This window comes from Thiohalocapsa sp. (assembly GCF_022340605.1).
Lineage (GTDB): Bacteria > Pseudomonadota > Gammaproteobacteria > Chromatiales > Chromatiaceae > Thiohalocapsa.
Genome location: NZ_JAJDNQ010000164.1, coordinates 18,988 through 33,898 on the forward strand (window position 1 = coordinate 18,988; position 14,911 = coordinate 33,898).

The window sequence follows — 14,911 nt, forward strand, 5'->3', positions numbered from 1 at the left end:
GTCCCAAGACCGTCTCAGTACGTTGTCGTTGTCGTCATCGTGGTCGCAACCTTCCGGATATTCGATTACGACCACGACCACGAGGGAGCCCGGCCTCGGAATTTCCGCAGCGAGCCACCGGCCGGTGTCTCAGCCGAGGCGAATGCCCCTGACCGGGTGACGCGGCGCACGCAAGCGCCGCAGGCTCTCAAGGCCGCAACGCCTGCCGCACGCCCTCGTGGCGTGCCTCCAGGTCCGGCGCTGTCGCCGCGGGTGCCAGCAGGTACCACTCCCGCAAGAGCGTCCAAACGTCCTCGACGTGCGTGCCATCCTCGCCGTGGCCCATGCGCGCCTTAAGGCGTTGCACCTGTAGCGCCATGCGCGCGCTTTCCAGCTCGGGCGGTGAGCTCACGCCGGCGGCGATCTCCAGGCGCAGGCAAAGGTCTTCGCGCTGCTGCTTGGCCCGCTGCATCTGCGCTCGCAGCCCGTCCAGCGCATCTGCGTCGCCGCCGGCGGCGGCGAGGATCAGCGCCAGCCCCTGGTCCAGGCGCTCGACGAGGTCGCCGTCGTCGAGGTTGGGCAATGCCTGCCACTCGGCACGCAAAGCGGCCTGGTCGGTGGCGCCCGCGTCGGCCTGCGCCAAGCGTTGTGCGGTGGTGTCGCACCAGTCGGCGCGCCGGCGGATGTTGTCCAGCGCCGACCAGCGCGCCTGCGCGGCCAGCGCATCGAGCCGGCGTTCCGCGGCGTCCAGGGTCTCCCGCCAGCGCCGGCGCAGCGCCTGGATGGCGGGCTTGGGCAGCGGCAGCGCATCGGTATCGTGCCATTGGCGTTGCTGCTCGCGCAGCGCCGCCCGCAGGGCCTCGGCGTCTTCGGCCTGCTCGGCGACTTTGGCCAGGGCCTCGCAGATGCTCGACCGTGTCGCCAGGTTGGCGTTCAGCTCCGCGTGGCGGGCATTCTGCTCGGCGTTGCGACGGGAGAAGACGACGTCCGCGGCGGCCCGAAACTCCTGCCAGAGGGCGTTCTCGTCGCGCTTACGGCCGGTGACCGTGGGGTGCCAGCGGCGTTGCAGGGCCTTGGCGGATTCCATGGCGGCGCGCAGGTCGGGCTCGTCGGCGAGCACCTGCATTTGGCTGATGAGCTCGCGGCGCTCGGCGAGGTTGCGCGCGCGCTCCGCATCGAGCGCCTCGTCCAGGCGGCGCAGCGACTTGCGGAAGCGACCCTCCAGCGGGCGTTGCCCGCCGCGACGCCCGCCGCCGGTGGCGCCGGCCTCGGGGCCGAGCGCGGCCCAGGCGCGGCGCATCTCGCGCTCGGCGCGCATGGCCTTCTTCCAGTCCATGCGCTCCCAGTCGACCTGCTCCAGGAAGGCTTCCAGCCGCTCGCACAGGGCCTGGCGCTGCTCGCGGGTGGCGGCGCGGATCTTGGATTGGGCTTCGTAGAAGGGCCGGCAGCGCTCGCGGATGGTATCTGCCGCCGCGCGGAAACTTTGCCAGAGCGCCTCGTGTGCCGGTGTGCCGCTGCGGTCCAGCGCGCGCCACGCGTCCTGCAGCTCCGCGAGCCGGTTGGCGAGGGGCTCCAACTCGTGCCCGGTGTCAGCGGCGAGGCGCTCGATCTCCTCGCACAGCGCTTGCCGGTGGGTATCGGTGCCCCAGCGACGCCAGCGTTGCAGCTCCTTGAGCTGCGGGGCGAGGCCCTTCAGCCGGGTCTCGGTATCAGCGCTATCGGCGGCGGGCAGTCCGGCGTCGTGCGCCTGCTCCAGGGTCGCCCGGATGCTCTGATAGATCGGTTCGGCCTGCCTGAGCCGCCCGTCGGCGAGGTAACCCTCCAGCTCGGTCAGGCGCTCCGGCAGCGTGTCCAGCTTGCGCCGCACTTGCTCGCGATGTTTCTTGAACCGCGCGCCGAGCCCGGCCACGGCCGCTCGGGTAGCCTCGGGCACGGTGCCCGCGGCCTCCAGGGTTTCCAGGCGCCGCGTGCAGGCCTGCACGCGGCGTTGATCCAGCTCGCCGTCCGCGAGTGCCTGTTCGGCATCACGGCGCAGTTGCTCCGCGGCCTGGTGCCGCCGGCGCTCGGTGCCGAGTCGCTCGCCGTGGGTGCGGGCCGCGGCCAGGGCTTCGCCGTAGGTGCGCCGCTGCTCGGCCGTGGCCGCACCCGGATCGGCGGCCTGCCAGTCGCGCTCGATGTCCGCGAGGCGCGCGCCGAAGGCGTCGGCGTCGTCGAGCTCCGTGCAGGCGTGCAACGCCTGGATCAGGTCCGCACGCTGTGCCGCAGCGGCGGCGCGCGCCCGCTCCGCGTCGAGCTGTGCCGCGTGCGCGCGGGCGTAGGCGTCGTAGCGGGCGCGGAAGTCGTCGCGCAATTGCTGGCGGCGCTCCCGGCGCTCTGCATCCAGCTCGGCGCCGAGTTCGGCCGCGATCTGCTCCCACTCACGGTCGAGATGCTGCAACAGGGCCTGGTCCTGGGTCCAGTTGTCGAAACGGCCCAGGCGCGCGAGCTTCTCGCAGACGGCGTCTGCCTCGGCGCGCAGACGTTGCGGGCGCTCTTCGGCCTCGGTGATGGCTCGGAGCCGCTCCTTGACCAGGCGGTAGACGCCCTTGTCGCGGTTGCCGATGCGCTTCTGCACCGCTTCCAGCGCGGCGCGGTCGTGAATACGCTCGGCGGCGGCCTGGCGGTTGGTCGCGCGTGGGTCGTCGATGGCGCAGGCGGCGAGCAGCAAGGGGTCATGCAGGCGGTCGATGGCGCCGCGGCGCAGCTCCGGCTCGACACCGTGCTGGGCGACATGCGCGAGCAGGGCGGCGTCGTCGAGCCCGGCCACCAGGGCGCTGCGCTCGGCGAGGGGCGGCGCCTGCTCGTCGAGTCCGCACAGGAGCCTGCGAAAGCGGGCACCGGCGAGGTCGCGGACGCCCGGGTCGGTATCGTCGCTGGCGACGGCCCACAGCACGTCGAGCTGCACCAGGGCGCGGCAGGCGTCGCGGCGCGCCGCGACGTCAGGGGCGCTGCGGGCGGCCTCGATGAGCTCGGCCGCGTCGGGCACGCGGCGACTGCGGGTCTTGTCCAGGAGTTGCTTGAAGAACATCGGCGGACCGGCGGCGACGCAAAGCAGTCAATTGTAGCGGAGCCGGGGCCGTTGGGATGGAGCCATCTGAACCGCGCCGCGCGGCGCCGGATCGATGTCGCGGCAGCGGTCGGCCGGGCGGCGGTGATGGGTTGTCAGTGCCCGCCCTGGCGCGATTGGGCACGTTTCGGTCGCAATGCCGAAATCGAGCGGATCGTAGGTCGGGTTGGCGATAGCGTAACCAGACAATCAATGGCTTACCGACACCCAACGTCGGGTTACGCTGCGCCAACCCAACGTACGCCGAATAGCTGTCCAGTCTCTGGCGCGTGGAAGTTCCCGCTCAGCGTTGCTCCAGTGCACGCCGGAGCAGCTGACTGTCGGTGGGGATGGCGATGTCCGTGGCGGCGGCGACGGCCTTCAGCATCCGGGCGAAAGCGGCGTCCGGCGCCGGGTCGGGACCGGCATCGAAGCACTGTTCGTAGACCGACGCGGCATGGCGGATGAAGCCGAGGGCGCTCTTTTCGTCGGCGGCCGGCGCGGACCGCTTGCCACGGGCCGTTGCTGGCTTGCGCCGTGGCGGTGTCGGTTCAGGCTCGCCGCGGGCCGGCTCGCTGGGCCCGGCATCCCCGGTGGTCGCGCCGGCGATCGCCGCGGCCGCGCGGGCGATGCGGCTGACCTCGACCTGCAAGGCCCCCAGGTAGGCCGGTCCGTAGTCGCGCCGAAACGGGTCCGAGCCCGTGAGGGCGGACAGCAGGGCGGCGCACGCCGGCTCGTCCAGGGCATCGAGTGCCTGCAGCAGCGCCTGCGCCCGCTCGGCGAGTTGGCGCTCGGCCTGGGAGCCGCTTCGCGTCGCCAGCGGTTGTCGCTCGGCGATCTTGGCCGCGGCCGGGGGGGGCTCCGCCACGGATTGAGGCTCGGTCCGAGTGGCCAGCGCCGCCTTCAGTACCGCGAGGTCGTAGGCGATGGCGCCGATGAAGATCTCGCGCGCCGTGGCGTCGCCGAGCCCGCAGTCGGCAAGCGCCTCGGAAACGGTCTTGCGCTGCTCCGCGGTATAGGGGTAGGGCTCGACGAAGTGCTTCTTCGGCTTGCCGGCGGGGGGCTGATTCTGATTGCGGGCGCGCGCGGTGCGCTTGGACTTGCCGACGTCGCCGGCGTGCTCGCCGTCGGTGGCCGCATGCGGCGGCATTCGCCAGGGCTGGCGTGGCGTGGGCGCGTTGCGCTCGCTCCAGTCGGTCTTGGGCATCTACGTTCTCGGCTTGGTCTTTACTCCAGTATGGACCCCTCGGGCCAATCCCGCACCATGTCGCTGGCGGACATGCGCAGGCGGCGCTGGGGTGTCAGCCGATGTGCTAGCCGTGCGTGCCGATGAAGGGGTTTGTGCGGCGTTCCTCTCCGAAGGTGCTCATGGGCCCATGGCCGGGGATGAAGCGCACGTCGTCGCCGAGCGGAAATAGCCGCTCGCGGATGGAGTTGATCAGTTGTGCGTGGCTGCCGCGCGGGAAGTCGGTGCGGCCGATGCCGCCGGCGAACAGCACGTCCCCCACTTGGGCGAGCCGGGCATCGGCGTCGAACAGCACCACGTGGCCGGGCGTGTGCCCGGGGCAGTGCAGAACCTCGAGCTGCCGGTGGCCGAGGTCGATGGTCTCGGCGTCGTCGAGCCAACGGTCCGGGCGGAAGGCCGGTTGCGATGGAAAGCCGAACAGTTGCGCCTGCTGCGGCAGTGCATCGAACCAGAAGGCGTCGTCCGGGTGCGGGCCGATGATGGGCAGGCCGAGCCGCCGGGCCAGTGGCGGCGCGGCGCCGACGTGGTCGAGGTGGCCATGCGTGAGCAGGATCATGGCCGGCTCGGCATCCATCTGGTTCAGCGCCGCGATGATGCGCTCGGGCTCGCCGCCGGGGTCGACGATGGCCGTGGCGCGTGTCTGCGGGCAGCGCAGGAGCGTGCAGTTCTGCCGGAACGGCGTCACGGGGATGATGCGATAGTCCATTGCGGTGCAGCGCCTCAGCCGCCCTGATGGCCGGGTCTGGCCGGCACCACGGGGCGGGTGCGCGACAGGCGGTCGTACCAGGCGAGGCGGTCCCGGTCGAACAGGACCCACAGCAGCCCGGCGCCGAGGGGCAGCAGGGTCAGTGCCGCCAGCGCAAGCCGGCGCAGCGCGTCGGCGGCGCTCAGCGGACCGCCATCGGCGCGCACCAAGCGAGTCCGCCAGGAGCGCATGCCGAGGGTCTGCCGGCCGCCGGTCCAGAAGTAGACGTAATAGCCGACGATTACCGCCAGCAGGTAGATCTGGAACAGCGTACGCGCGGCGCCGGTGATGGACTCGCTGCCGGTGACGAGCGTGAAGCCGGTGTAGAACAGCGCGGCGGCTACGAACACGACGCTGGACACCAACAGCAGGTCGTAGAGCATGGTGGCGAGCCGGCGCGCAAGGCCGGGGGCGCGGGTGTCGTCGCGGGTGTTGCTCGGGCCCGGGCCGGCATCGGCCACGGGCGCCGTGGCGCCGGCCGTCGAGAGGTTTGTTGCAGAGTCGATCATTGCGTTAGTGTGCGGGAGAATCAATCTCATTGTCATTGATTTGCTGCACCGAAGGCCGCGGCGGGCGGTCCTGCGGTGCCCTTCCCAGGCTCGCGCCGGCGGGCGCCGATGTCGGTCTGTGGCCTCGATCCGTGCACTCGCTGGGCATCGGCCGGGCGGCATCGGCTAGACTAAGGGGTCGGAACGGCGCCCCGGGCAGCCATCGTGAAACTCCCCAGAATCTCTGTCAAACCAGCGGTGTATCGGCTGCTGCGGCACCTGCCGATGCCGCTGATTGCGATCCTGATCGGCCTTGTTGCCGGGCTCGCGGTCTGGGGCGTGCTGGACCAGGTGCAGAGCCGGGCGGTGGAGAAGATCATCAGCAAGGAGCTCACCGCACGGCTGGACCTGCGCTCGCGCGAGAGCCTGCTGCGCTTCGATCAGTACATGGCCAACTATGCCGCAACCGCGCAGCTGCTGGCCAACCACCGGCGGCTCGCGCAATACCTGGAGCCACTGTTCTGGTTCCCCGAGGACAACGTCAAGCCCGTCGTGTACCAGAAGTTCCGGCCCTTCTGGCTGCCGGATTTCTTCGGCCGCAACGCGCTGCTCGCCCCCAGTCACGTGCTCCTGATGGATACCCGCGGCCAGGTGCGCGAAATCTATCAGGCCGGCGACGCCCCGTTGCCGGACGAGCTGCTGGCCGAGAGCCCGGGTTGGATCGGTGACGGGGACGAGGTCCATACCGTGTTCGCCCGCGTCGGCGATCAACCCTATCTGGTGGTGAGCGACCGGGTCGAGGACTCCGGCGGCTACGGCATGGGGCACCTGGTGGTGGTGGTGCCCATCGACGCCGACTTCCTCGCCGCCTCCGAGGGCAGTGTGTCGGCGGACAACTCGGCGGTCGCGCTGGTGGACGCCGACGAGCAGCGCATCCTCGCCAGCGATAAGCCCGCGGAGCTGATCCCGGGCACCCAGCTCGACCAGTGGGAGCGCCGGTACGTGGTCACATCCTCGTCGCTGCCGGAGTACGAGGGCTCCAACTGGAACATGCTGTTCGCCACCTTCATCCCGAACTCGAGCGTCGAGAAGATGGCCGATCGGGTGGTGGGCTTCGAGCGCCGGCAGCGGCTCATCGCGGCACTGGTGTTCATCCTGATGTTCACGCTGGTGATCTACCTTGTCTCCGCGCGGCTGAACCGGGTGCTGTCGCGCATGACGCGCTTCTCGCAGCGGGCGCTCAACATCGAGGAGCCCAACTTCAAGCGCGGCGGCAACCAGCTGCTGCTGCTGGAGGACTGGATTCAGCACTTCACCAATCTGGTGATCAAGGCGCGCGAGGAGATGAGCCGCCGCCACGCCCACGAGATGCGCGAGACCGAGGCGCTGAAGGCGGCCATCATGGAGGCATCCCTGGACGCCATCGTGACCTTGAACGGGTCCGGGCGCATCATCGACTACAACCCCACGGCCGAGGCCATGCTGGGCCTGGTGCCGCAGGATGCGGCGGGCGGCGATTTCGCGCGGCGCTTCCTGGACCCGGAGGACCACGCGGCCTTTGTCGGCATGTTGGCCCGCTCGCGGCGGCAGCTCGACCACCATCCGCACGCGCGTGGTGAACTGCGCGCGCGGCGTGTGGATGGCCGGCGCTTTCCGGTGGAGATGTCGATCGTGCCCATCGATATCGACGACGAGCGCGTATATACCCTATACATCCACGATGCCACGCAGCGCAAGGCGGCCGAGCGCGAGATCAAGAGCCTGGCGCGCTTCGCCAGCGAGAGCCCGAACCCGATTCTCCGCGTCAATGCGGAGGGGCTGATCGTCTACGCGAATCCGGCCAGTCGGCTGCTCACCGGCGCCTGGGCCAGCGGCCCCGGGCAGTTCTTGCCGGCGGCCTGGATCGACGAGGTGCAGGCGGCGCTGTCCGAGGGGCAGAACCACGAGCGCGAGGACGACCAGGGCGAGCAGATCTACTCGCTGTTGTTCGTGCCCATTACGGACCTCGCCTATGTAAACATCTATGCCCGCGACATTACCGCGGTGCGCCGGGCAGAGCAGGAGTCGCGCCAGCACCAGTCGGAGCTGGTGCACGTCTGCCGGCTCAGCACCATGGGCGAGGTGGCCACCGGCATGGCGCACGAGCTGAACCAGCCGCTCGCGGCCATCGTCAACTACGCCAAAGGCGCGAGCCGGCGGCTGCAGGGCGGCATGCTCGACACACCGCCGCTGGTGGAGGCGATGCGGCAGATCTCCGCCCAGGCGCAGCGCGCCGGCGAGATCATCCGCCGGCTGCGCGCGCTGGTGGGTAAGCAGGCGCCCATCCGCAGCGTCGTGGACCTCAATTATCTGGTGCGGGAGGTGTGCGGCTTCCTGGAGTTCGAGACCAGCAAGCTGGAACTGCGCATTGAGCTGGACCTCACCGAGGGCGAGATCCCGGTGAACGTCGACCTGGTGCAGATCGAGCAGGTGCTGCTGAACCTGGTGCGCAACGCCCTGGATGCACTCGAGGACTGCTCCGCCGCCGACCGCCACCTGGCCATCTTCACTCGGGTGCGCGCGGGCGAGGCCATCGTCGGGGTCGCGGACAACGGCCCCGGCATCCCGCCGGAGCGCATGGCGCACCTGTTCAATCCGTTCTACACCACGAAGGAGACCGGCATGGGCATGGGGCTCGCCATCAGTCAGACCATCGTCGACGACCACAACGGCATGATCCGCGCCGATTCGGAGGTGGGCAGGGGCACCGTGTTCCACGTGCACCTGCCGCTGGCGGGGGCGGCGTCGTTCAACGGCGCCGAGCTGCCTGAAGCCATCGAGCCGCCGCTGGCGGCGGGGGCGGGCCGATGAGCCGGGAGGAGACCGTCTTCGTCGTCGACGACGACCAGGCCATGCGCAGCTCCCTGCAGTGGCTCATCGAGTCCATGGGCATGCGGGTGGAGACCTATGATTCCGCGCAGGCCTTCCTGGACGCCTACTACCCGGGCCGCGCCGGCTGCCTGCTGCTCGACGTGCGCATGCCCGGCATGAGCGGCCTGGAGCTGCAAGCCTACCTGGCGCGGCGCGAGTACCGCATCCCGGTGATCATCATCACGGGTCACGGCGATGTCTCCATGGCCGTCAAGGCGATGAAGAACGGCGCCGTGGACTTCATCGAAAAGCCCTTCGACGACGAGGCGCTCATCGTCAGCATCCGCAACGCGCTCCAGCACGATGAGAAGCAGCGCGCGCTGCGTGCCCAGCGCGCCGACATCGCCGCGCGCATGGCGGAGCTGACGCCGCGCGAGCACCAGGTGATGAGCATGGTCACCGACGGCAGATCCAACAAGGAGATCGCCACGACCCTCGGCGTCAGCGCCAAGACCGTCGAGGTGCACCGCGCCCGCGTCATGGACAAGATGCGCGCGGACTCGCTGGCGGAGTTGGTGCGGATGGTGATGATTGCTGGAGGCGGGGCGCCATAAGAAAGGCCAACCAGAGACGGACCGAGGGGTTAGGGCCAAGCGCCGGGCGCTCCGAGGGCGCTCGCCGGCCCTTGGCCCTTTGGCGCTCGGCCCTTCGAGCTTGCTGCCGGGCAACGAGATCGGTGATCTCCTGATAGCACCAATTCGCGATCATGCGCCGCCAAACCCTTGCCTGGTCCTTCTACGACTGGGCCAACTCGGCTTTTGCCACCGTCGTCATCGCGGGCTTCTTTCCGGTGTTCTTCGCCGAGTTCTGGGCCAAGGACCTGCCGGCGGCACAGAGCACGCAGTGGCTCGGCTACACCTCCAGCGCCGCGAGTCTGATCCTGGTGCTGTCGGCGCCGGCGCTCGGGGCGCTCGCGGACCAGATCGGCGCCAAGAAGCGCTTTTTGCTCGGTTTCACACTCGTCGGCGTGCTGGCCACCGCCGCGCTCCACTGGCTCGCCGCGGGCCACTGGCAGGCGGCCTTGCTGCTGTACCTCGCCGGGCTGCTCGGATTCTTCGGCGGCAACATCTTCAACGATGCGCTGATCACCGACGTCGCCGCCCCCGGAGACTACGAGCGCGCCTCGTCGCTCGCCTATGCGCTGGGCTACCTCGGGGGTGGGCTGCTGTTCGGCTGCAACGTGGCCACGGTGCTATCGCCTGCGACCTTCGGCTTCGCCGACCAGGGTGCGGCGGTGCAGGCGGCCTTCCTTGCCACGGCGCTCTGGTGGGCGGTGTTCACGCTGCCGCTGGCACTGCTGGTGCCGGAGAGTCCCGGGCTGGGGCGGCGCGCGCTGGGGCCGGCCGTGCGCGGCGCCTTCCGCGAGCTCGCGAGTCTGTTCCGCCGCATCCGGCACCTGCCCAACACCTTTCTGTTCCTGCTGGCGTACTGGTTCTACATCGATGGTGTGGACACGATCGTGTTCATGGCCGTCAAGTACGGGCTGGACCTGGGCTTCCCTTCCTCGAGCCTGATGACGGCGCTGTTGATCACCCAGTTCGTCGGCTTCCCGGCGGCGCTGGTGTTCGGCCGCCTCGGCACGCGCTTCGGGCCGAAGCCGGCCATTCTCGGCGCGATCGGCGTGTATGCACTGGTGGTGCTGGCGGCGACGCAGATGACTCGGGTGGAGCACTTCTATGCGCTCGCCGTTGCCATCGGCCTGGTGCAGGGCGGCATCCAGGCCCTGAGCCGGGCGTTGTTCGCGAGTCTGATTCCGGCGGGACAGACGGCGGAGCTGTTCGGCTTCTACAACATGGTCGGCAAGTTCGCGGCGGTGCTGGGGCCGTTCCTGGTGGGCACCACGGCGGTGCTGGTCGGTGACCCGCGGCTGTCGCTGTTGCCGATCCTGCTGTTGTTCCTGCTGGGCGGCCTGCTGCTGTGGCGGGTGGACGTGGCCGGCGGCAGGCGGGATGCGGATGCAGCCGCGGTGGCCGGCGCGACCGACGCAGCCTGAGCCCCGGCCAACTCCGCCGGCATGAGCGGCTACATCGCCAAGCGGCTGCTGCTGCTCGTGCCGGTGCTGCTGGGCGTGTCGCTGGTGGTGTTCGCGGTGATGAGCCTGGTGCCGGGCGACCCGGCGCTGGCCATCCTCGGTCCCTATGCGACGCCGGAGCGCCTGGCTGATCTGCGCGCGACGCTGCATCTGGACCAGCCCTGGCCGCTGCGCTGGCTCGGCTGGCTCGGCGGCCTGTTGCACGGCGACATGGGCCGCTCCGTGTCGTTGGAGCGGCCGGTGGCGGACGCGGTCTTCGAGCGCCTCGGCCCGACGCTGCTGCTGGCCGGCGCCGCGCTGCTGCTGGGGGCGCTGCTGGGGCTCGCCGCGGGGCTCGTGGCGGCGCTTCGGCACAACCGCGCGACGGACCGGCTGGTGACCCTGGCGGTGCTGCTCGGTATCTCGTTGCCGCCGTTCTGGCTCGGCCTGCTGCTGATCCTGCTGTTCGGGGTTTGGCTCGGCTGGCTGCCGGTGAGCGGCATGGCCACGGCCTGGCTGGTGGGTACCGATGCGGCGCCGGCCGTCATGTGGCTCGACGTGCTGCGCCACCTGCTGCTGCCGAGCCTGAGCCTGGCGCTGGTGGCCGCCGGCGTCATCGGCCGCATTGGCCGGGGCGCGGCGCTGGACGTGCTGGCGGCGGACCACATCCGGCTGTGCCGGGCACGGGGCCTGTCCGAGCGGCGCATCCTGCTGGTGCACGTGCTCAAGGGTGTGCTGGCGCGGGTGATGCCGGTAATCGGCCTACAGGCCGGCTTCGTGCTGGGCGGCGCCGTCTACATCGAGACCATCTTCCAGTGGCCCGGGCTCGGCCGCCTGCTGGTGGACGCCATTGCCGCGCGGGACCTGCTGCTGGTGCAGGGCGGGGTACTGGTGCTGGCGACGGCTTACGTGATGGTGAACCTGGCCGCGGACCTGGCCCAGCACGCGCTGGATCGGCGCACGGCGGCGGCGTGAGCGGCGGCGCGCAGCCACTGCCGGGCACCGGGGCGCTGGCGGTGGCGACGCGCCGGCTGCGTCGGCATCCCGCTGCCCTGGCCGGACTCGCGCTATTGGCGCTGGTGTTGTTGCCGGTGCTCGCCGCGCCGCTGCTGTCGCTGCCGGACCCGGCGCTCACCGACCCGGCCCGGCGCATGCTGCCACCGCTCGCCATCGGCCACCTGCTTGGCACCGATCACCTGGGCCGTGACCTGCTCGCACGCCTGCTCTGGGGGGCGCGTACCAGCATCGCCGTGGGCGCGCTGGCGACGTTGACGGCGGCGGCCGTGGGCTCGGTGCTGGGGCTGGCGGCGGCCTGGGGCGGGCGGCGCTTGGACGGGTTGCTGATGCGCGGCGTCGACGTGTTGATGGCCTTCCCCTACCTGTTGCTGGCGCTGGCCATTGTCGCGGCGCTGGGGCCGGGGCTCGCCAACGCGATGCTGGCCATCGCGGTGGCCAACGTGCCCTTCTTCGCGCGCGCGGTGCGCGGCACGGTGTTGGACATCCGCCATTGCGACTACATCGCCGCCGCCCGCTTGGCGGGGCACGGCGAGCCGCGCATCGTGCTGCGGGAGGTGCTGCCGAACCTGGCGCCGACGCTGTTGCTGCTGATGACCACCACGCTCGGCTGGATGGTGCTGGAGACCGCGGGCCTGAGCTTCCTGGGCCTCGGCGCACAGCCACCCGCGGCCGACCTCGGCAGCATGCTCGGCGAAGGGCGGGAGTTTCTCACCACCTATCCACTGGTGGCGGTGCTGCCGGGGTTGTTGATCCTGCTGTTGGTGGTGAGCATCAACCTGCTCGGCGATGGGCTCCGGGACGTGCTGGACCCGCGCTGGTCGCCGCGACGGTCCTTTTCGGCGCCGGCGCCCGCCGATGCCCGTTTGCAGAGCCAACTGGAAGGCGGCGCTTCACTGCTGGCGGTGCAGGATCTGGGTGTGCGCTTTGCCGGTGCGGCGGGGCCGGTGCCGGCGGTGGCAGGCGTGAGCTTCCGGCTGAATGCCGGCGAGTGCGTCGCCGTCGTGGGGGAGTCCGGCTGCGGTAAGACGCTGACGGCGCTGTCGCTGCTGGGGCTGCTGCCGGAGGGGGCCTCGCAAGTCGGATCGGTCCGCCTCGCCGGGCGGGAGCTGATGGCTCTGGATGGCGCCGCCCTGCGCGATCTGCGCGGCCGGCGCATCGCCTATGTGCCCCAGGAGCCACTGACGGCACTGGACCCGCTGTTCCGCGTCGGCGTGCAGATGGACGAGACGCTGCGCGCCCACGGCGCCGGACCCGCCTACACGGCCGCCGAGCTGATCAGGATGGTGGGTCTCGACGGCGTGCCGGGCCTGATGCGGCGCTACCCGCACGAGTTCTCCGGCGGCCAGCGCCAGCGCGTCGCCATCGCGCTGGCCCTGGCGCACGGCCCGGACCTGCTCATCGCGGACGAGGCCACCACGGCGCTGGACGTCACCGTGCAGCGGGAGATCCTCGCGCTGCTGCGCCGGCTCTGTGACGAGCAGGCGCGGGCGCTGCTGTTCGTCAGCCACGATCTGGCACTCGTGGCGGAGCTCTGCGAGCGGGTGCTGGTGATGTACGCCGGGCGCATCGTCGAGGACGCGCCGGCGGCAGCCCTGCTGCATCGCCCGGCTCACCCCTACAGCGCCGCGCTGCTGGGTGCGACGCCGGAGCTGGGCCGCCCGGACAAGCCGCTGGCGGTGCTGGCGGGCGAGCCGCCGGCCCCCGGGGAGCGGGTGGACGGCTGCCGCTTCGCGCCGCGCTGTCCGCGGGCACAGCGGGAATGCCGGGCCGTGGAGCCGGCACTGGACGCGCTGGGGGAGCATCGCCTGGTGCGCTGCCTGTTCCCGATTCAGGAGGCGTCGTGAGCGAGCCGCTGCTGGCCCTGGAGGCGGTCTCCAAGACCTACGGTGGCGGATACCGTCTGTGGCCGTTCGGGCATCGGGCAGGTTTCACCGCCGTCGCCGGCGTTGATCTCGTCATCGAGTCCGGCGCCGCCGTTGGCCTGGTTGGGGAGTCCGGCAGCGGTAAGACCACCCTCGCGCGCATCGCCGCCGGACTGTTGCCGGCCAGCGCGGGTGGGCTTCGCTGGTGCGGCCGGGCGTTGATGCAGCTTTCCCGTGCCGAGCGGGCGGAGTACCGGCGCGGTGTGCAGTACATCTTTCAGAATCCGATGACCGCGCTGAATCCACACCGCAGGGTAGGGGCTGCGCTGGACGACACGCTGCAAGGGCTCACCCGGATGGACAGGGCCCGGCGGCGTGCGCGCATCGAGGAGATCGGCGCGCAGACCGGGGTGGGGGCGGCGCTGCTCGGGCGCTTCCCGCACCAACTCTCCGGCGGGCAGGCGCAGCGGGTTGCCATCGCTCGGGCGCTGCTCGGTGCACCCCGGCTGGTGATCCTGGACGAGCCGGTGTCGGCGCTGGACGTGTCGCTGCAGGCGCAGATCCTGAATCTGCTGGCGGATTTGCGTGCCCGCCATGGGCTCGCCTATCTCTTCATCTCCCACGACCTCGCCGTCATGGAACGGCTGTGCGAGCAGATCCACGTCATGCAGGCCGGGCGCATTGTCGAGTCCGGTCCGCGCGACGTACTGCTGCGTCGGCCCGAGGCGCCCTACACCCGGCGGCTGCTGGCCGCCGTTCCGCGAATCGGCTGAGCCCGGCCATCCTGCGGCGTGTCAGGTGGGCGGTCGATTTGCCGGAGTTGTGCGTATTCCGCGGACATCTATTCCGGAAAACCCGAACTCGATCCCAAAACAACCCCTGGACCCATGATAATTCTCATGGCGCGGTACATTCGCATATTCTAAAATACTTGCCATGGTGCGGAGACGGTCCTGTTGCAGGGACGCGAGCCGCATCAACGGCCCGGCGCCGGCTGGTGGTGTGGTAGATGTCGGCGCGGGGTGGTGACCAATGTCAATGTTGCCGTCAGTCGTCTTAAAGAGGCGCCTGGTCGCAACGCATGATGACCTAGGAGGCTTGCTGTGAAGTACCTGACCGCCCTCAAAGAACTGAACGCTGGTGAGATGATCTCCATCTTCGTCCTCGTCGCCGTGGCTCTCGGCGTCGTGTATGGCGTGCTGAGCTGACGCACGGCCTGCGCCGGCGGCCGCTCGCGGCCGGCAACCAGTTCAGGCAGGGGCCTTCGTGCCCACGAAGCGCCGCCGCCGGGCAACCGGGGCGGCGTTTCGCGTTTCTTCGTTGCGGACAGGAGCCCGCAGACCCCAGCTCCGACCCTTCCCCCCGCCCAACAATCGGCATTCCTTGGGCAGACACCGTTGATTGGCCATCCTGGCCATCCGCGGCGCGGCGCTCGAAAACGCGGCTTCCGAAGGCCCGCACTTGCCGTGTCTCACCGGCACTGAGCGTGGTTAGACATACCGGCCGGTGGGAAACATCAGCTATTTCAGCGCTTCCTCGGGCCGCCCAACACCTTCCCCGCGGCATCG

Annotated in this window: 10 protein-coding genes; 6 read left to right on the plus strand and 4 right to left on the minus strand. The window is 70.4% G+C overall.

Annotated features, from left to right (window positions below; all coding sequences use genetic code 11):
- Positions 1 to 187: 187 nt before the first annotated feature.
- The 4 genes from LJE69_RS20140 to LJE69_RS20155 all read right to left on the minus strand — a co-directional run bounded on the left by LJE69_RS20140 (position 188) and on the right by LJE69_RS20155 (position 5,564).
- Positions 188 to 3,046 (minus strand): DUF349 domain-containing protein, encoded by a 2,859-nt coding sequence (locus LJE69_RS20140; protein WP_296927856.1) that lies wholly within the window; start codon positions 3,044 to 3,046, stop codon positions 188 to 190.
- Positions 3,047 to 3,368: 322 nt separating this feature from the next.
- Positions 3,369 to 4,271: a hypothetical protein gene (locus LJE69_RS20145; protein WP_296927857.1), complete on the minus strand. Its 903-nt coding sequence runs from the start codon at positions 4,269 to 4,271 to the stop codon at positions 3,369 to 3,371.
- A 106-nt stretch (positions 4,272 to 4,377) separates the two neighbouring features.
- On the minus strand, positions 4,378 to 5,016 hold the full coding sequence (locus LJE69_RS20150) for an MBL fold metallo-hydrolase (protein ID WP_296927858.1): 639 nt from the start codon (positions 5,014 to 5,016) through the stop codon (positions 4,378 to 4,380).
- A gap of 14 nt (positions 5,017 to 5,030) precedes the next feature.
- Positions 5,031 to 5,564 carry an RDD family protein gene (locus tag LJE69_RS20155; protein WP_296927859.1) on the minus strand — a complete coding sequence of 178 codons (534 nt, stop codon included), beginning with the start codon at positions 5,562 to 5,564 and terminating at the stop codon, positions 5,031 to 5,033.
- 204 nt (positions 5,565 to 5,768) lie between these two features.
- Between LJE69_RS20155 and LJE69_RS20160 the strand changes: the two genes are divergently transcribed.
- From LJE69_RS20160 to LJE69_RS20185, 6 genes are all read left to right on the plus strand, one after another.
- Positions 5,769 to 8,393, plus strand: coding sequence for an ATP-binding protein (locus LJE69_RS20160; protein WP_367114720.1), 2,625 nt, complete (start codon positions 5,769 to 5,771; stop codon positions 8,391 to 8,393).
- On the plus strand, positions 8,390 to 9,007 hold the full coding sequence (gene fixJ, locus LJE69_RS20165; protein WP_296927860.1) for a response regulator FixJ: 618 nt from the start codon (positions 8,390 to 8,392) through the stop codon (positions 9,005 to 9,007). The genes LJE69_RS20160 and fixJ overlap by 4 nt, the downstream gene beginning before the upstream one ends.
- Before the next feature lie 152 nt (positions 9,008 to 9,159).
- Positions 9,160 to 10,446 carry an MFS transporter gene (locus LJE69_RS20170; RefSeq protein WP_296927861.1) on the plus strand — a complete coding sequence of 429 codons (1,287 nt, stop codon included), beginning with the start codon at positions 9,160 to 9,162 and terminating at the stop codon, positions 10,444 to 10,446.
- Between the two features lie 21 nt (positions 10,447 to 10,467).
- Positions 10,468 to 11,439 carry an ABC transporter permease gene (locus LJE69_RS20175; protein WP_296927862.1) on the plus strand — a complete coding sequence of 324 codons (972 nt, stop codon included), beginning with the start codon at positions 10,468 to 10,470 and terminating at the stop codon, positions 11,437 to 11,439.
- On the plus strand, positions 11,436 to 13,325 hold the full coding sequence (locus tag LJE69_RS20180; RefSeq protein ID WP_296927863.1) for a dipeptide/oligopeptide/nickel ABC transporter permease/ATP-binding protein: 1,890 nt from the start codon (positions 11,436 to 11,438) through the stop codon (positions 13,323 to 13,325). The genes LJE69_RS20175 and LJE69_RS20180 overlap by 4 nt, the downstream gene beginning before the upstream one ends.
- A complete protein-coding gene (locus LJE69_RS20185) occupies positions 13,322 to 14,116 on the plus strand; it encodes an ABC transporter ATP-binding protein (RefSeq protein ID WP_296927864.1) in 795 nt (264 codons plus the stop codon). Before LJE69_RS20180 ends, LJE69_RS20185 begins: the two co-directional genes overlap by 4 nt.
- Positions 14,117 to 14,911: the final 795 nt, after the last annotated feature.